Annotated in this window: 13 protein-coding genes; 3 read left to right on the top strand and 10 right to left on the bottom strand. The window is 72.5% G+C overall.

What is annotated here, in order from left to right:
• Positions 1 to 34 precede the first annotated feature (34 nt).
• Positions 35 to 970, bottom strand: coding sequence for a tetratricopeptide repeat protein (locus tag WMF19_RS32040; RefSeq protein ID WP_437893851.1), 936 nt, complete (start codon positions 968 to 970; stop codon positions 35 to 37).
• A gap of 58 nt (positions 971 to 1,028) precedes the next feature.
• On the bottom strand, positions 1,029 to 2,606 hold the full coding sequence (locus WMF19_RS32035) for a serine/threonine-protein kinase (RefSeq protein WP_437893850.1): 1,578 nt from the start codon (positions 2,604 to 2,606) through the stop codon (positions 1,029 to 1,031).
• 474 nt (positions 2,607 to 3,080) lie between these two features.
• Here WMF19_RS32035 and WMF19_RS32030 point away from each other — a divergent pair, with 474 nt between their 5' ends.
• Positions 3,081 to 4,700 (top strand): ABC-F family ATP-binding cassette domain-containing protein, encoded by a 1,620-nt coding sequence (locus WMF19_RS32030; protein WP_437893849.1) that lies wholly within the window; start codon positions 3,081 to 3,083, stop codon positions 4,698 to 4,700.
• A gap of 126 nt (positions 4,701 to 4,826) precedes the next feature.
• Here WMF19_RS32030 and WMF19_RS32025 read toward each other — a convergent pair whose 3' ends face one another.
• From WMF19_RS32025 to WMF19_RS32010, 4 genes are all read right to left on the bottom strand, one after another.
• Positions 4,827 to 5,903: a lipase family protein gene (locus WMF19_RS32025; RefSeq protein ID WP_437893848.1), complete on the bottom strand. Its 1,077-nt coding sequence runs from the start codon at positions 5,901 to 5,903 to the stop codon at positions 4,827 to 4,829.
• Between the two features lie 200 nt (positions 5,904 to 6,103).
• Positions 6,104 to 7,111 (bottom strand): N-acetyltransferase family protein, encoded by a 1,008-nt coding sequence (locus WMF19_RS32020; protein ID WP_437893847.1) that lies wholly within the window; start codon positions 7,109 to 7,111, stop codon positions 6,104 to 6,106.
• A complete protein-coding gene (locus WMF19_RS32015) occupies positions 7,108 to 7,632 on the bottom strand; it encodes an Lrp/AsnC family transcriptional regulator (protein ID WP_437893846.1) in 525 nt (174 codons plus the stop codon). Before WMF19_RS32015 ends, WMF19_RS32020 begins: the two co-directional genes overlap by 4 nt.
• Before the next feature lie 279 nt (positions 7,633 to 7,911).
• The gene (locus WMF19_RS32010) at positions 7,912 to 9,027 is read right to left on the bottom strand and encodes a hypothetical protein (protein WP_437893845.1); all 1,116 of its coding nucleotides are present in this window, start codon (positions 9,025 to 9,027) and stop codon (positions 7,912 to 7,914) included.
• Positions 9,028 to 9,180: 153 nt separating this feature from the next.
• Here WMF19_RS32010 and WMF19_RS32005 point away from each other — a divergent pair, with 153 nt between their 5' ends.
• Complete coding sequence (locus WMF19_RS32005) at positions 9,181 to 10,200, top strand: class I SAM-dependent methyltransferase (RefSeq protein WP_437893844.1); 1,020 nt, start codon at positions 9,181 to 9,183, stop codon at positions 10,198 to 10,200.
• A gap of 343 nt (positions 10,201 to 10,543) precedes the next feature.
• Positions 10,544 to 11,488, top strand: coding sequence for a hypothetical protein (locus WMF19_RS32000; RefSeq protein ID WP_437893843.1), 945 nt, complete (start codon positions 10,544 to 10,546; stop codon positions 11,486 to 11,488).
• Positions 11,489 to 11,548: 60 nt separating this feature from the next.
• Here the strand turns inward: WMF19_RS32000 and WMF19_RS31995 are convergent, their stop codons facing one another.
• The 4 genes from WMF19_RS31995 to WMF19_RS31980 form a co-directional block, all read right to left on the bottom strand.
• Positions 11,549 to 12,091, bottom strand: a complete 543-nt coding sequence (locus WMF19_RS31995; RefSeq protein WP_272094571.1) for a DUF6691 family protein — start codon at positions 12,089 to 12,091, stop codon at positions 11,549 to 11,551.
• On the bottom strand, positions 12,088 to 12,612 hold the full coding sequence (locus tag WMF19_RS31990; RefSeq protein ID WP_437893842.1) for a YeeE/YedE thiosulfate transporter family protein: 525 nt from the start codon (positions 12,610 to 12,612) through the stop codon (positions 12,088 to 12,090). The genes WMF19_RS31995 and WMF19_RS31990 overlap by 4 nt, the downstream gene beginning before the upstream one ends.
• On the bottom strand, positions 12,609 to 14,018 hold the full coding sequence (locus WMF19_RS31985) for an MBL fold metallo-hydrolase (protein WP_437893841.1): 1,410 nt from the start codon (positions 14,016 to 14,018) through the stop codon (positions 12,609 to 12,611). The genes WMF19_RS31990 and WMF19_RS31985 overlap by 4 nt, the downstream gene beginning before the upstream one ends.
• A 337-nt stretch (positions 14,019 to 14,355) precedes the next feature.
• Positions 14,356 to 16,422 carry a toxin-antitoxin system YwqK family antitoxin gene (locus tag WMF19_RS31980; protein WP_437893840.1) on the bottom strand — a complete coding sequence of 689 codons (2,067 nt, stop codon included), beginning with the start codon at positions 16,420 to 16,422 and terminating at the stop codon, positions 14,356 to 14,358.
• Positions 16,423 to 16,494: the final 72 nt, after the last annotated feature.

Here is a 16,494-nt window from a genome sequence, read left to right as displayed (position 1 = left end):
GCCCCTCCCTCGCGGCGACGCCGCGCAGCTGCCGTCAAAAGACCACCGTCGCCACCGCACCTCCCGGCACCACGCCGATCGTGGCTCGGGGCGCGGCAGACCCTTGCCCCGAGGAGGGCGCCGTGAAGACGAGCACCGCGCCCGTGCCCAGCGCCGCCGCCCCGACGAGGAACGCGACCGTCGAGATCGTCCCCGCGGTCACGCCCTGCTTCTGCAGCTTGATCCCCTGATCCAGGCAGACGTTGTCCTCGTCGCAGTACGCCTCGGCGTCGCCCTTCTTCCCGATAGCCCGCGCGCCGAACACGGCGCCGACGCCGATCCCGACCGCGCCGACGCCGGCGCTGATCCAGCCGGCCGTCCGCCGGGGCGAGCCCCCCGCCTCCTGCGGCGCTGCCTTCGGCGGGAGCGCAGGCCCCGCGCCCGCGGCGGCCGCAGGCTCCTCCGGCGCCACGAGCAGCTCGATCTGCGCGCCCTCGGCGAGCTGCACCGTGAAGGTCTTCTGCTTCCGGCCCGGCGCCGCCGCCGTCACGTGGACCTCCCCCGGATCCACCGGCAACGGCGAGCCCAGCGAGCCCGCGCCGACCGGGACCCCCGCGCGCTGCACCGCCGTGTCCGCGGGCGCCCCCGGCGCGAGCCGGATCGTGAGCCTCGGGACGCGGGCCTCGAGCGCCGCCGCGCGCGACTGGGCGATGGGGCGGCGGTCGTCGTTCGCGGGCAGATCGCGCGCGAGCTGCCGGAAGATCGACCACGCGGTCGCGACCCTGCCGCGCTTCTCCTCGCAATCGCCGAGGTTCAGCAGGGCCCCGGGCGCCGGATCGAGCTCGTAGCTCTCCCGGAATTTCGGGCACGCGGCGTCGTAGTCCTTCGCCTGCAGCGCCGCCCTGCCGGCGTCGAACAGCGCCTCCGCGGCCGCAGGATCACGCCCCTGCGCGGAGGCGTCGGGGCAGGCGAGGAGCACGGCTCCTCCCACGGCGAGCACCTCCGCCGGGAATCGTCTACGCGAGCTCGATCTACGCATCCGTGCGGCCTCAACGTCTCCGGTTGTACGGGTCCTCCGCCGGCGTCGGCGCGGGGGCCGGCGTCGGCGTTGCGGGCGCCTTCGTCGCGGTCGCGGGGGATCGCGCCCTGCCCCCGGCGGCGGGCCGCGGCGCGGCCGCGCTCGCGCTCGCCGGCGCCGCGGCCGTCGTGGGCGCGGCCTCGGGCTCCGGCGTCGTCGCGGGCGCGGACGGCGCGATCGCGGGGACCGCATCGCCGGACGGCGCCGGCTGCACGCCGGCCCCGGGCGAGCCCGCGCCGTCGGGCGGCGCTGTCGTGGCCCCGGCGCCCGCGGTGAGGCGCGGCTCGGCCTCCACCGTGGAGCCGTGCGACGGATCCTCCGCGCCCCTGGCGCCAGCGCGCTGCCACCACACGAGCGCGACAAGGGCGCCCACGGCCAGCGCGCCGGCGAGGAGCGCGCCCGCGGCCGCCGCGCGCGGCGCGGAGCGCTCCCCGCTGGCCGAGCGCTCCACGACCGGCGAGACCGTGCCGGTGCTGGCCGCGCCGCCGCCGGCCGCGACGCCGCTGGCCGTGCCCGCCGCGGCGAACTCCGTGCCGCGCGGCCCGCTCCCGGGACCTCGCGCCTGCGCCGACGGGCGCCCTGGAGGATCCGAGTGCAGGAGCGCGCGCCCGTGCTCCGAGTGCAGGGGCGCGCGTCCGGCAGAGGGCGCGCCCGGGGCCGGATCGAGCGCCGCGCCGCCGCGCGCCTGGCGGAGCGCGCGCTGCATCGCGCGGGCGTTCGGCCAGCGGCGGTCGGGGTCGAACGCGAGCGCCACGTCCATCACGCCGGCGATCGGCGGGGGCAGGGCGGGCAGGACGCTGCCGACGGGCGGCGCCGGCTGCGTCATCGCCGCGAGGAGCAGCAGCGGGAGCGTCTCGGCCTCGTGCACGTACCGCCCCGAGAGGAGCTGGTACATCGTGCTCCCGACGGCCCACAGATCGCTGCGCGGGTCGACCCTGTCCCACTGCCCCCTCGCCTGCTCCGGCGGCATGAACTGCGGCGTCCCCATCAGGGTGCCGGCGCGCGTGGAGGCGTTCGCCGGCGAGGAGAGCTCGCGCAGCCGCGCGATGCCGAAGTCGAGCACCTTCAGCTGCCCGTGGCGCGTGAGGAACAGGTTGTCCGGCTTGAGGTCGCGGTGCACGATCCCGCGCTCGTGCGCGACGGCGAGCACGTCGAGCAGGTCGTCGGCGATGCCGAGCACGTCGCTCACGGCGAGCACGCCGCCCGGCTCGCGCGCGCGGCGCGCCTCCACGGTCTCGCCCTCGAGCAGCTCCATCACCAGGAACACGGAGCCGTCCTCGGTGACGTCGTCGTCGAGCACCCGGACGATGCCCGGGTGCTCCACGCGGTTGGCGACGTAGCCCTCGCGCAGGAAGCGCGAGCGCGCCTCCTCGTCCTCGGACAGCTCGCGGCGGAGGATCTTCACCGCGCCGCGCATCCCGTTGCGGTGCGTGGCGGCGTAGACCATGGCCATCCCGCCGAAGCCCAGCAGGCGCTCCAGCCGCCACTTGCCGCGCAGGACCTGGCCTACGAGCGCCTCGGGCCGGAAGCCTTCAGGGACCCGGGTCATCGGCGAGGATCACCCCCGGCCCGGGCGACGTGGGTCGTCGCCTCGCCCGCGAGGCCAGCGGAGCCAGCGAGGCCGGCGCGGCTTTGGCGACGGGGACGGCTGACGGGCGCGCGAGGCATGACGGGCGCATGTTACCCCGGTCTGCCGCCGCGGTGCGTGAAACCGTCCAAGGTACGCCCGCGCGCTCGCCGGAACGGGCGGATCCCGGGCGTCGCCGGGCAGCGGCGCGCGGCTCGGCGCGCCCGACGACCTTGACGTCGCGCGCGAACGGGGACGCTTCGCCGGCCTCACAGGGGCCTCACAGGGGCCTCACAGGGGATCGAGCGAGCATGCGCAACACGACCAGGAAGCCCCGGCGCGTCGCCGGCCCGCCGCCCGGCGCGCCGAGGCGACGCGCCGGCGCCCGGGGGGCGCGCTGCCTCCGGAATTCACCGGAACCGCAGGCGCACACGTGCTACGCCCGGCGCCGCTGAGATGATCACGCTCGAAAAGCTCACCAAGCGGTACGGTCCCAAAATTCTCTTCGAGAACGTCACGATGCGCTTCGACCCCGGCAAGCGCTACGTGCTCGTCGGCGCGAACGGAGCGGGGAAATCGACGCTCCTCAAGGTCATCTCCGGCGAGGAGGAGTCGGATCAGGGCTCGGTCGAGATCCCGAAGCAGCTCCGCGTCGGGGTGCTCAAGCAGGACCATTTCGCCTACGAGTCCTGCCGGATCATCGACACGGTCCTGATGGGCAACCGGGCGCTCTGGGACGCGATGCAGGAGCGCGATCGGCTGTACGAGGTCGAGATGACCGACGAGGTCGGCATGCGGCTGGCCGAGCTCGAGGGCACGATCGGCGAGGAGGACGGCTACACCGCCGAGTCGCGCGCCGCCGAGATCCTCGAGGGGCTCGGGATCGCGACCGCCCGGCACGCGAGCGCGGTGAGCACGCTCGCGGGCGGGTACAAGCTCCGCGTCCTCATCGCCCAGACGCTCTTCGGGGGCGCGGACGTCCTGCTCCTCGACGAGCCGACGAACCACCTCGACCTCGACTCGATCCGGTGGCTCGAGTCGTACCTGACCGACACCTTCCGCGGCACGCTCCTCGTCGTCAGCCACGACCGGCACTTCATGAACGCGATCGCGACGCACGTCGCCGACGTCGACTACCAGACGGTCACGCTCTACACGGGCGACTACGACGACTTCATCGAGCAGAAGACGACCGGCAAGCGCCAGTCGGAGGCCGACGCCGCGCAGAAGAAGAAGAAGATCGCCGAGCTCAAGGACTTCGTGGCCCGCTTCGGCGCGAGCGCGAGCCGGTCGAGCCAGGCGCAGTCGCGCGTGAAGGAGATCGAGAAGCTCGAGGCGGGCATCCAGGTGCGGCGCTCGAGCGTCGTGCGCCCGTACATCAAGTTCGAGATCGAGAAGCCCTCCGGCCGTGACGTGCTGCGCGTCGAGGGCCTCTCCAAGGGCTTCGGCGATCGGCGCGTGATCCAGAAGCTCGATTTCAACCTGAACCGCGGCGACAAGCTCGCGGTCATCGGGCCGAGCGGCATCGGCAAGTCGACGCTGCTCAAGCTCCTCGTCGGCGAGTACACGCCGGACGCCGGGGCCGTCACGTGGGGCCACGACACGAACGTCGGCTACTTCGCGCAGGATCACCACGAGGCGATCGAGGCGGGGTTCACGGCCTACGACTGGCTGTACCGCTTCGACCCGTCCGCCCCGAAGGAGCACGTGCGCTCGGTGCTCGGGAAGCTGCTCTTCAGCGGCGAGGCCGGGCTCAAGAAGACGGAGAACCTCTCCGGCGGCGAGGCGGCGCGCCTGTTCCTCGCGAAGCTCATCCTGGTGAAGAACAACATCGTCGTGCTCGACGAGCCGACGAACCACCTCGACGTCGAGAGCATCGACGCGCTCCTCCAGGCGCTCGTCGAGTACAAGGGGACGGTCGTCGTGACGAGCCACGACCGGCACTTCGTGGGCAAGCTCGGCACCCGCGTGCTCGATCTGTCGGCGAAGGAGCCGCGCGTCTTCAACGGCACGTACGACGAGTACCTCGAGGGGCCGGGGAACCCGGAAGCGCTGAAGAACGCCAAGGCCTCGTAGCGCGCCCGCCTGCGCCCTGGGCGCGCGAGCCCCGGGGCGTGTTCGAAAGGGCACTCCTGGGCCCGTGCGGAGCCGTTCGTCCGCTCGGGGCGCGGCCACGGTGGCTATCACCGTGGCGACCCCCTCTCAACTGCTCTCTCCACCGAGCTCCGACCGGCGCAGACGCAACGAACGCTGGGAGACGCTCACGTACCTGTGCGGGGCGTGGTCGTCCGACGAGAACGGCAGCTGCAGCCGGCGGACCAGGGAGAGCCGCTGCTCGACCCAGGCCAGGACGTCCACCGTGGAGCCGAAGCGCGCCGTGTCGGCCCGCTGCAGGGGCTGCTCCGAGAACACCCAGCCTGCCGCGCTCGATCGGAGCTCGTGACCGAAGTGCTCGAACCTCCCGATCGACGGCGGAGGGAACACCGGCACGCTGTCGTTGGCATGGATAGGGCGGATACGGCAGAGGACATGGCGGTAGAGCAGGTGTCCGTAGGTATTCTGACATCTCCGGGCGAAGATCTCGTTTCCGATGCGCGGCTGCCCGTACGTGTAGATGCCGCGCACCACGTCCCTGATGCCCTCGTGCTCCTTGTCCTGGAAGATCGTGGCTGCAGCGAGGGCCGCCAGCGCGCCACCCAGGCCGTGTCCTGTGATGTAGAGCGCCTTCAGGTGGTGCCTGAGGGGCTCGCCGGTCGCGTCGGAGCATACGGGGGCGTCCACCGATACGAGCTCGCCCTCCTGGTCGACGACCGACCGCGCGTTCATCGCCCTCCTCAGACGGCAGGCGATGTAGCGCGCCATCGGCTTGCGGCTGCGGTAAACGCCGCTCCGCACGGCGTCCCACGCGTGGAGCCGATCCGGCGCGACGCTGGCGTCCGCCAGCCGGTCGATGGTGCTCGCCGGCTCTGTGCCGCGTAAACACAGGATCGCCGCCGAGCCATCGACGTGCTGGAGGAGCGATGCGCTCGTGCGCGCGAAGCGGGCGTCGTTGTTCAGCGTGATGGCGTAGCACCGGTTCTCGAACCCGAGGCTGTTCATGACGTCGTGGAGCGCCTGCGGGTCCGCGTAGGACCACGCCGACGCGAGCGAGAGGGCATACGCGATCGCCTCGTCGTACTCTCGCTCGTTCCGCTCCATCTTGCCCAGCAGGTCGATGGCCCTCCCGTTGGCAGGGGCCCCTTTGCGCTCCTCTCGGCGCTCGACGTTGGTGACGAACATGCTGTGCTGTCGCTTTCTGCGCTCGGTGGGGGCTGCGCCACTGTGCCATTTGCTCCGGACGACCCGAGCCGGCCTCGCAGCGAGCCCTCGATGCGTTGAATCCCGAGGCGATTCTTTCGATGACGATGGGTGCGTTTCTGTGCGCGTTCAGGCGACGCAATTCGAATTCGTTGATGGTGATTGCGAGCGCGTGAGTTACCTCACGGCTGCTGGCCATCGCTTGCAGAGTAAGGAATCGCACGCTGCATCAGGATCACGTCGAGCCAGCGGTCGAACTTGTGCCCGACGTCGCGGAGCAACCCGGCGTCCTCGAACCCGAGCGCGCGGTGCAGCGCGACGCTCGCCGCCTGGTCGCCGGCGATCTGCGCGATGATCGTGCGGTGGCCGAGCGAGATCGCGCGGCTCACGAGATCGGCGAGGATGCGGCGCCCGAGCCCCCGCCGCTGGAGGCCGTCGCGCACGTAGACCGAGTTCTCGACGGAGCGGGCGTAGGCCTCGCGCGGGTTCCACTGGGAGAGCGAGCCCCAGCCGACCACGGCTCCGGCCCCGTCGCCCTCGACGGCCACGGTGGCGGGGTGCAGGGGGCCGTGCGCCGCGAGCCAGGCGCGCCGCTCCGCCGGGGTCGGGACGGTGGTGGCGAAGGTGCAGGTCGAGCGCTCGACGTAGAACGCGTAGATCTCCTCGATCGCCGCGAGATCGGCCTCGGTCGCCAGGCGGATGCGCACGCCGTCGCCTGGAGCCGGGAGCGGCGCGAGGTCGGGCGCGACGAACGCGGCGCGGGCGTAGTCCGAGAGCAGCCGCGCGCGAGAGTAATGGGCGAAGAGCGCCTTGCTGCTGCGGTAGCGGTCGAGGAGGCCCTCCGCGAGGTCGTGGACGGCGGCGCTCCCGTGCTCGGCGGCGTGGCCGGCGACGAGCGTGAGCCAGGCGGCCGTGATCGTCTCGTGGTAACCGTTGGTCGGCGGGTGCCGGGCGTTGAAGGCCTGCACCGCGGAGCGCATGCGCGCGAGCGCCCCCTCGGGCCCGTGGGCGCGCACGTAGTGCAGGGCGAGGAGCAGGTGGCGCGCGTGCGAGAAATCACGCTGCGGGATCGCGGCGTCCTCGATGGCGGCCGCGAGCGCCGCGAGGTCGCGCTCGTCGAGCGGGCGATCGCGGCGCTCGCCGGGATCGCTTCGATCCGCGAAGGGCGGCAGTCCGTCGCCGCCGCTCACGGCGCCTCCTTCCGGGAGGCCCCGCGGCCGGGCGCCTTGCGGGGGCGCGCTTCGCCGTCGCGCGCCTCTTCGGACGGCAGGGGCGGGAGCGCGGTCTCCTTGGCGGTGGACAGGACGACCGTCGTGCGCGTGCGCACCACGCCGTCGTGGGCCTTGAGCTCCTGGGTGAGCAGGCGCTCGAGCGCCTCGGTGTCGCGGCAGCGCACCTTGAGCAGGTAGTCCTCGTCGCCGGCGACGTGGTGGCACTCCTGGATCTCGGGCGCGCGCTCGATGGCGCGCAGGAACTCGCCCCGACCGCGGCGGTTCGCGATCGAGACGGAGATGAAGGCCGTGAGCCCGGCGCCCACGGCCCGGGCGTCCAGGCGCGCTTCCCACCCCGTGATGACGCCGCGCTCCTCGAGCCGCCGCACCCGCTCGGCCGCGGCGGGCGCGGAGAGGCCGACCGCCTCGCCGAGGTCCGCCCACGACCGGCGGGCGTCGCGGGCGAGGAGGTGAATCGCTTTCAGATCGATGGCATCCATGGTCATTGTCATTCGAAGTGAATGCAGTATCGAATGAAATTTTTCGATTTGCAAGTGAGGCGCACCGAAGCGTCGCGCCGCCGAGGCGGCGCGACGGCCCGTGGGACGCTGCCGCCCTGGGCCGTGGGCCGTGAGGCACGCCTCGCTGGTCTTCGCGTCTTCGGTCTCTTCGGTCGGGTGGCGGAGCCGGCCTCGACGGTGGGGGACGGCGCGGCAGGTCAGCAGCGGAGCAGGGAGAGCTGCGGGGTCGCCGCGCGTGGGCCCGGCGAGCGGGTCGGCTCAGCGAGCCCTGTAGTGGGCTCGGTAATGGGCGATGAGCTGCTGCCAGCGCGCCTCGAGGGCGGAGTCGCCGCGCATCCGGGCCTGCCACACGGCGTCCGTCGCCTGCCACGCGGCCGCGTCGCGGAGGCCGTAGCGCGGGTAGATCGCCGCGGCGCTCCGCGGGTGCAGCGAGAGCTCCGCGCAGAGCGCGGCGTACTGCTCCAGCGAGAGGGCGGGCGCCGTGTGGGCCGCGGCGCTCGGCGGGGGCGTGGGGGCACCCCGCTTTTCCGACGCCGGGACGAAGGGCAGGGCGGCGATGAGCGCGGGCATGTCTGGGAGCGGGGCTGTGCCGGCGGGTGCGGCCAACGCCGCGGGTACGGCCAACGCCGCGGGGGTGGCGGCGGGCGCCGCGGGGCGCGGCGCTGGCGCGGCGAGCCGCGGTGCGGCCGGCGCTCGACCGGACGGCGCGTTCGGCACGAAGGGCAGGGCGGCGACGAGCGCCGGCATGTCTGGGAGAGGGGCTGTGCCGGCGGGCGCGGCGAGCGCCGTGGGTGTGGCCGGCGCCGCGAGTGCAGCCGGCGCCGCGGGGCGCGGCGCTGGCGCGGCGAGCCGCGGTGGGGCGGGCGCTCGACCGGGCGGCGCGTTCGGCACGAAGGGCAGGGCGGCGACGAGCGCCGGCATGTCTGGGAGAGGGGCTGTGCCGGCGGGCGCGGCCAGCGCCGCGGGCGCAGCCGGCGCCGCGGGTGCGGCCAGCGCCGCGGGCGCAGCCGGCGCCGCGGGTGCGGCCAGCGCCGCGGGCGCAGCCGGCGCCGCGGGTGCGGCCGGCGCCGTGGGGCGCGGCGCTGGCGCGGCAAGCCGCGGTGCGGCCGGCGCTCGACCGGACGGCGCCCTCACCGGCGGCGAGGCCGCGACGAACGCCCGCAGGTGCTCGAGGAAGGTTCGTGTGTAGCGGTTGGTCAGCTCCGAACTGCCGCGCTCGAGCTCCGCGCCCATCCGCTCGAGCCATTCGCGCTGCGCGGCCGTCCACTCGTCTGCCGTCAGCCCGGCGCGCGCGAGCACCTCGTCGCGGAGCCTTCCGGCTTCCATCTGCGCGCGCATCTCCGCGTAGCGCTCCACCGTCAGCGCCGTACCCATGACGCGCATCCTAGCCTGAAGCCCCGCTCTTGCGCTGCGCCGCATCGAGCGGCGCACGACATCGAGCCCGCCTGCTCGCTGCAGGATTGAGTCCTGCAAGCCGCTCTGGCCTGCACATGTGAGCTGGTGATTTCGGCGGCGCATCGACGAGCGGTGAGCGTCCTGGCGAGCGCCGTCCCTGCCCGCCGCCTTCCCCGTGCGGCCACGCTGCTCGCGGCGCAGCAGCAGAGCAGCATCGTTGCTGTCCCGCGAGCAGCGGCGATCGTGATCTGCCGCGCGCGGGTCCTCGCCGCCCGCGCGGCGCCCCGGCGCGCGGGCCCTGCCGGCGCGGCGCCGGGCGCCGGCACGGGCCCTGCTCGGGCGGCCGGGATGACCACCATCAGCCTTTCTCTCGACACCCCTGAGCTCGCCCAGGCCTACGAGCACGGCAGCGACCGGCAGTTCAACCACGGCAAGCTCCTCGTCGAAACGCTGGGCGTGCGGCGCGGCCAGCGTGTGCTCGACGTCGGCGCGGGCACCGGCCGGCTCGCCGCTCACGTGGCAGAGATCGTCGGCCCCGAGGGCAGCGTGACCGCCATCGATCCCCTGCCGCTCCGCGTCGACATCGCCCGGCAGAAGGCCCGCGTGAACCTCGCGACAGCGGTCGGCCGCGCAGAGGACCTCTCCGCCTTCGCCACGAAGAGCTTTGACGTCGTGTACCTGAACAGCGTCCTTCACTGGCTGAACGACGCTCAGAAAGAGCGCGCCATCGCCGAGGCGGCGCGCGTGTTGAAGCCGGGCGGCAAGCTCGGATTCAGCACGGGATCGCGGGAGAAGCCGCACCAGCTCGAGCCGATCCAGCGCAAGGTGCTGGCCGAGCTCGGGAGAGACGCGCAGGGCAATCGCCCGTACAAGCTGACGGTCGACGAGGTCCGGGCGCTGCTCGAGCGCGCCGGCTTCATCGCCGACACGGTGGAGATCCTCACCTTCGTCGACCACGCCGCCGACGTCGACGAGATCTTGAAGCACAGCGGCTCGAGCTCGTTCGGCAACCACCTCTCGCACCTGACCTCCGAGGAGAAGCGCGAGGTGCGCGAGCGGCTCGCGAAGGAGCTCGAGGCGCTCCGCACGCCGCAGGGCATCCGCCTCGAGCGCAACCTCATCTTCGCGATCGCCCACACGGCAGGCAACTAGCCCGCCCGCGGGCGCCGCTTCAGTCCGTCGTGCCTCGCGCGTGAGAGCTCTGTTAGGATCGCGCGACCATGCGAGGGGAAGAGTGGAAAGGCACATGCTGCGGCGCGGGCTGAGCGGCGCGGCGGGGTTGCTGCTCCTCGGTGCTGCGGCCTGTGGCACCACCCCCGACGGCCCGAGCGCAGCGGCAGGCGGCGCCTCCACGGGAGCTTCGAGCGCCGGCGCGGGCGGCGGAGGAGACGCGACAGCTGGCAGCGGCGGCTCCGGGACCGCCGGGCCATCCGGGGGCGGGCAAGGGGGATCTCCCGAGGGCCGTGACTGCGGGACGGCGGGAGAGGTGATCGCGGTGGGCGCGAACCTCCTTCAAGACACGACCGGGCCCGCGCCCGAGCTGGAGCGCTTGCGTGGCTGTACGCGCTTTCTCGGCACGCTTCATCTGCTGGGCCTGGGCGGCCCCGAGGCGATCGACGCGCTCACGGATCTCAGGGAAATAGCGGGATCCTTGCTGCTCTATTCGCCTCCTGAGGATCTCGGACCTCTCTCCAACCTGACGCGGATCGAAGGTCGGTTGCTGGTCGTGACGGCGCCGGAGGCCCTGCGCGGCCTGGAGTCGATCCAGTACGTCTCCGGGCTGTGGCTCTACCAGAGCGGCTTTGCCGACCTCTCGTGGCTTCCTGCTCTCGCGGAGATCGGCGCCTCCATGATCGCTCGGCGCAACGCGAGTCTGACCGCTGAAGCGTTGGAGTCCTTCGCGACGTCGCACGTGCGCAGGGGCGCGCTGGTGTCCCTCACGAACGCCGTTCCCAAGGAGCCGCCGGACCCCGATGCCGATGCGGTCGTGTGTGGCCAGCCGGGCGATCTGCTGATCGAGCCCTACACGAGCGTGGCCGGATGCACCCGCTTCCGGGGCTCGATCCACCTGAGCGATACGTCGCCGGGCGCCTTGGAGCCGCTCTCCTCCCTCGTCCACATCGACGGCTCGCTGACCCTCTTCCGCAACCACACGGACGACTTCACCGCGCTGCGCAACCTGCGCCGCGTCGGCGCGAATTTTCAGATGCATCTGCTGGAAGGCCCGGGCCTCGACGGGTTTGACGCCCTCGCGGAGGTGGGTGAGCTCAGACTCGTGAACTCGGGTGAGCTCACCGGCTTCGACTGGCTCCCAGCGCTCACCATCGTGCGTGAATCCGCCTTGATGGTGAGGGCGGCCCCTCTGTCCATGGAGGCCGTACAATCGCTTCTCTCGCGCCTGGACATCGGGGGCGAGACCGCGGTGATGGCCCTCGAGTGAAGCGTCCTCGTTGCGTTCAAATCCGAGCGTCTCGGCTGGCGAGGAGGCGCCTCGACTGCCTCATCGCGCCGCCCGCACGCGGCTGACGAGCGCCGCTGCGGCGGCGAGCCCGGCGAGGCCAGCCACCCAGGGCCAAGGGGACGTCTTCGTCGCCGAAGGGACGGTGACCTTGCCCAGGTCCGTCGCTTCGACCACCTCCTTGATGTGCGGGTACACGCGGATGAAGGCGAGCGCTCCCGCGACCATCCCGAGCAGCCCGAACATCGCGTCGCGTCGGCCTTCGCCGACAGCGGCGAGGGTCGTGCCGGGGCAATAACCGAGGACCGCCATCCCGGCGCCGAACGCCACACCGCCCAGGATCACCGAACGAACCTGGAACGGCTTCACGTCGAGCTCGGTCGCGCCGGCTGCGCGCAAGGTGTGCGTCCCGATCGAGCCGGCAGCCGCCGCCGTCGACATGATCCGCGCGACGGCGCCGTCGCGCAGCAGGAGCTGGCTCATGATGAGGTCGGCGTCCGAGGCCCCTCCTCGCTGGAGAAAGGCGCCGAACGCGGTCCCGGTCGCGAGGCCGAGCGCCAGTTTTCCGAGCGGATCCCGCTTCATCGCGCACCTCCTCGAAACAGGAGCTTCGCCGTCAAGGCGGCGCTCACGCCCATCGCGACGTCGAACGCGAGGCTCGCCGCGGCGAGCTGCATCGTGCCGCTGATGCCGTGCCCGCTGGTGCATCCTTTGCCGAGCCGCGCGCCGAACATCATCAGGGCGCCACCGCAAAACGCGGCAGCGTAGCGCTTTCCGCGGCTCTCCCCGAACCGTGCCCGCCACGCGTCCGGCAGCGTGGTTCGTCGCGTGCCCGAGGCGCGCGAGGCGAGGAACGCGCCAAGAACGATGCCCGGGGCGAGCAGCACTTCCCAGTCGATCTTCGGCGTCGTCTCACGCTTGGCCACGAACTCGTTCACTCGGCTGGCCTGCGGCGCGAGCCGGCGCGCCAGCGTGCTCGCCGCCGTCTCGAACGCGGACGTCACGCCGAGAGGCCGCTTCGCGGTCCCCATCGCGAACGTCTCCAGCGCTCCGATCGCGAGTCCCGCGATCTCCGGTGCCCAGCGCGTGCCTCCCTGCGAGCTCATCGTCGCGCTCCTTCGATATCCACGGTGGTCACCGTGCGTTCGGGGCCCTGCCTCCTCGGCAACCCGAGCTTCTCCCACGCCGTCATCCCGCCGAGGACGTTGGTGACCTCGGTGAAGCCGCGGCGGCGGAGGATGCTCGTCGCGAGGCCAGCGCGGTGCCCGACGCTGCAGACGAGCGCGATGCGGCCATGACGCGGCAGCGCGGGCTGGATCTTCTCGACGTGCTCATCGAGATATCCCACGTACATGTGCCGCGCGCCTTCGATGTGCCCCTCCGTCTCGAACTCCTGATCATCGCGGACGTCAAGCACGGCGAAGGCGTCGCTCGCGTCGTGGAGCTCGCGCGGGGTCATCGTGCCCGTCTTCTCGATGGGCATGCCCGCGTCTCGCCATGCGTCGAACCCTCCGGCGAGCACGCCGGAGACGCGATCGACGCCGACGCGCGCGAGGTGCAGGAACGCCGCCTCCACGTCCGTGGCGCGCGGGAGGACGAGGTAGACCCGCGTCGTCTCGTCCGCGATCCACCCGCCGAACACCGGGAGCCCAGCGAGCCAGAGGTTGAACGAGCCGGGCAGGTGCCCCGACGCGAACGCCTCGGGGTCGCGCGCGTCGAGCACAAGCCCCTGCTTCGAGTCCGCCGCGAACATCTTCGGCGGCAGGGAAGGGACGTCGCCGGGCTTCGCGGCGAGCGGCTTGCCCCCTTCGAGGTTCAGCTTCTCCATCAAGCTGAAATAGGGTGGGCGCGGGATGCGCTCCGCGACCTTGGCACGGACGAAGTCGTCGACCGACCTCACGAAGACGGGGTTGTAGGCCCGCTCGAGGCCGAGCGTGGAGTCATCGCGCTCCGCGATGTTGCCCCCGCAGGCCGAGCCGGAGCCGTGGGCGGGCCAGAGGAGGGCCTGATCGCCGAGCGGGACGAGCTTCTCGTGCACCGAGGCGAAGAGGAGGCGCGCATTGTCGCTGGTCTTCTCGCGGTCGGGCAGGTCGGTCCGGCCAGTCTCCCCGATGAACAGCGTATCGCCGGTGAAGACGCCAAAGGCGCGCCCGGGCGCGTCCGGGAGGAACACGGCGTAACAGGTGCTCTCCGGCGTGTGCCCCGGCGTATGCAGCGCTCGGACGCGCAGCCCGATCAGGTCGAGCTCCTCGCCGTCCCGCATCCGGATGTCGCTCTGTCCGAAGAGCGGATGATCTCCGCTCACGATCTTCGCGCCCGTCGCCTTCGCGAGGGCGCCAGACCCGATGACGAAATCCTCGTGGCGGTGCGTCTCGAGGATGAACTTGATCACGAGATCCCTCTCTCTCGCCGCCGCGAGGACCTCGTCGATGTCCCTCCGCGGGTCGACCACGATCGCCTCGCCCTCGTTGCCGAGCAGGTAGGCGATGTGAGCGAGACCCGGAGTCTTCATCCGGTGTAGATGCATGCGCGGGAGCGGATGCAAGCGAGGCGCCAGACCGACGGCTGCGGCCGATCGGCTGGACGCGCGAGCTCAAGGGGTCACCCGTCGCGCGCAGGACCGCCACACCTCGACCTGTCCCCTGTGGCGAGATGGTGCGCCACGAGGAGCTTGGTCGACTACCAGTCTCGTTTCCTCCTCCAGGGGCCCCTGCTCCGTCTCGTGCAGAGGATCTGCTCGGAGCGGGCGTCGCCGTGATCATCGACTTTGCTCGCGGTCCCGCGCGGAGCGCAAAGCCATCAGGCAGATCGCCTTGCGAGCCCGGGCATCGACCGCCCTGAATCGGCGCTCACGCCGCGCGGATGTCGCTCTGGAACGGGGAGACGTTCTCCGGAAACATGAGCCACACGAAGAGACAGCGCATCTCGAAGTATTCGTCGGCCGCGATGGCCGCGAGCGTGGGGTCGAGCTCGCCGATGTCGTGCCCTTCCCAGGCGAAGCCCGGCACGCCGCGCGCCCGGCTGACGAGCCCGCCGCTCTGCAGCTGGTCGCGCGCGCGGAACCAGCGGGTGAGCGACATGTTGACCGCCGCGGTGAAGTCGGGCCGGTGCGCGATGCGATCCGGCAATGCGACGTGGTCGAGGCCGGCCGACCAGCAAAGCCAGCAGAGGGCGGCCCACTCGGCTCGGGCCCTCCGCATCAGGAGAGAGACCGGCAGGGCTCCTGGGTCGAGCGTCTCGTCCACGGTGAGCTCGACCGTCTCGACGCCATTCTCGGTCTCCTCGGTCAAGGTCGCCTCCGTCCGCGCGAGCTCCACCGGCCCGTCCGGCAAGAGGTGCGACAGGTCGGGCGGGAGCCACGGACAGGGCTCCGTGCCCGGCAGGCTGCGCAGCACGGCCTCGCGCAGGCGCAGCAAGCGGGTGGCGTAGAGCTGGATCTTCCGCCGAACCTGCTCGATCGGCTGGTCGAGCTCGACCGTGATCGACGCGTCGCCGGGCACCGGATCGATGGCCTGGCGCGCCGGCCAGAAAGCAAACTCCGGGTACAGCAGCCGCACGAAGGTCCTGAGGTGCTCGGCCACGGCGGGGGCCTCGACCTCGATGCGGTCGGCGTCCTCGAGCACCCCGCGCGTGTCGCCGAGCTCGAGCCGCAGGAGCGCGCGCGTGATGCAGGTCGAGCGGCGGTCGGGCACGAGCAGCAGCGCCGCCTCGACGAGCGAGAGCGCCACGCGGCGCGAGCCCCGGAAGACGGCGGCGAGCGTGCGGTAAGCCGCGCTCGGCTCGGCGCCGAGCAGCAGCTCGTCCAGGACGCCGAGCGCGGTCGCGTCGGACGCCTCGAGCAGCGCTCGCCCGCGTTGCTCCACGACCTCGGGTTTCGGCTGCAGCGTCGCTGCGCGCAGGAACTCGACGAGCCTCTCTCGCTCGCCCCCGCAGGCCGCCGCGCGGGCCGCGGCGCAGCAGGCTTCGCGCGCGCGGCCATCCTGCAAGAGCTCTCGCGCGAGGGCCCAGACGCGCTCGGCGTCCCACGCCGCGAGGTCTTCGGCGAGCGCGGGCGACGCGCCGAGGCTCGCCTCGTCGAGCGCCGCGCCGAGCTCGCGTCGCACCACCAGCGCCCCGTCCGCGTCGAGCGCGGTGAACGCACCGACCGGGTGACCGTGCGTGTACTGGCCGCGCTCCTCGCGCACGCGCCGGTCGAGGTAAGGGCTCGTGTCCGGATCGGGAAACCAGCGGACGGACGGGCCGTGGAAGCGTCCCTGGGGATCGAGGTGCCGCTCCTCGGAAGGGCGGCCCAGCGCGTCGTACCGGAGCTCGCGATAACGCGCGCCAGCGCGGATCTCGATCTCCTGAGAGGGCTTGCCCTCGCACGTGAAGTAACGGTCGATGAGCGACGCCGAGGCTTCGTCCTCCTCGCGGACCAGCCATCGTTGCGAGCCGTGGTCGTAGTCGGCCTCTCCGGCGACGCCGGCGGGTCTGTCGGGCCAGCGGGAGCCGTCCGCGGAGATCGGGTGCCCGTCGCGGTCGTGAAAGACCTGGCGTACGATGCTCCCTTGCCGGTAGCGCGTTCGCAGCTCCCAGGCGCCAGGCGGCACACAGCACGGTCGCAGCTTGAGCTCCGTCGGAGCGTCGCTGCCGTACACAACCACCTCGCCGTCGAGCTCGCCGCCCCGGTAGCGCCCGCGCTGCGCGGGTTGACCGTTCGGGTGGAACAAGGTGAACGGCCCGTCCTTCACCCCGCCCGCGTAGCAGCAGCGCGAGAGCAACGAGCCGTCGCTCGCGCGGTACACGTGGCACTCGCCCGAACGACGGCCGTCGGCGTCGGTCACCACGAGCTCGAACGTGCCGTGCTCGGGGTCGTACCTGGCTGAAGGCGGAACCGACGGAGGCCGCTCCGCGCCGTGGTGTGCCGTGGAGTCCACGCGTCGCAGTCTATCGGCTTTCGCGCCGAGAAGGCGGCCCTTCACGCTGATTGCAAAGATCCACGAAGCGCA

The sequence above is a fragment of the Sorangium sp. So ce124 genome, from assembly GCF_051525235.1.
GTDB lineage: Bacteria > Myxococcota_A > Polyangia > Polyangiales > Polyangiaceae > Sorangium > Sorangium atrum.
Note: the sequence above shows the minus strand (reverse complement) of the source record. Positions and strands in the feature narration are given on the sequence as shown.

Excerpts from the sequence above, each read along its gene's own strand:
- WMF19_RS32035 (WP_437893850.1), bottom strand. The coding sequence starts at position 2,606 with ATGACCCGGGTCCCTGAAGGCTTCCGGCCCGAGGCGCTCGTAGGCCAG.
- WMF19_RS32030 (WP_437893849.1), top strand. The coding sequence starts at position 3,081 with ATGATCACGCTCGAAAAGCTCACCAAGCGGTACGGTCCCAAAATTCTC.
- WMF19_RS32025 (WP_437893848.1), bottom strand. The coding sequence starts at position 5,903 with ATGTTCGTCACCAACGTCGAGCGCCGAGAGGAGCGCAAAGGGGCCCCT.
- WMF19_RS32015 (WP_437893846.1), bottom strand. The coding sequence starts at position 7,632 with ATGGATGCCATCGATCTGAAAGCGATTCACCTCCTCGCCCGCGACGCC.
- WMF19_RS32010 (WP_437893845.1), bottom strand. The coding sequence starts at position 9,027 with ATGGGTACGGCGCTGACGGTGGAGCGCTACGCGGAGATGCGCGCGCAG.
- WMF19_RS31995 (WP_272094571.1), bottom strand. The coding sequence starts at position 12,091 with ATGAAGCGGGATCCGCTCGGAAAACTGGCGCTCGGCCTCGCGACCGGG.
- WMF19_RS31990 (WP_437893842.1), bottom strand. The coding sequence starts at position 12,612 with ATGAGCTCGCAGGGAGGCACGCGCTGGGCACCGGAGATCGCGGGACTC.
- WMF19_RS31985 (WP_437893841.1), bottom strand. The coding sequence starts at position 14,018 with ATGAAGACTCCGGGTCTCGCTCACATCGCCTACCTGCTCGGCAACGAG.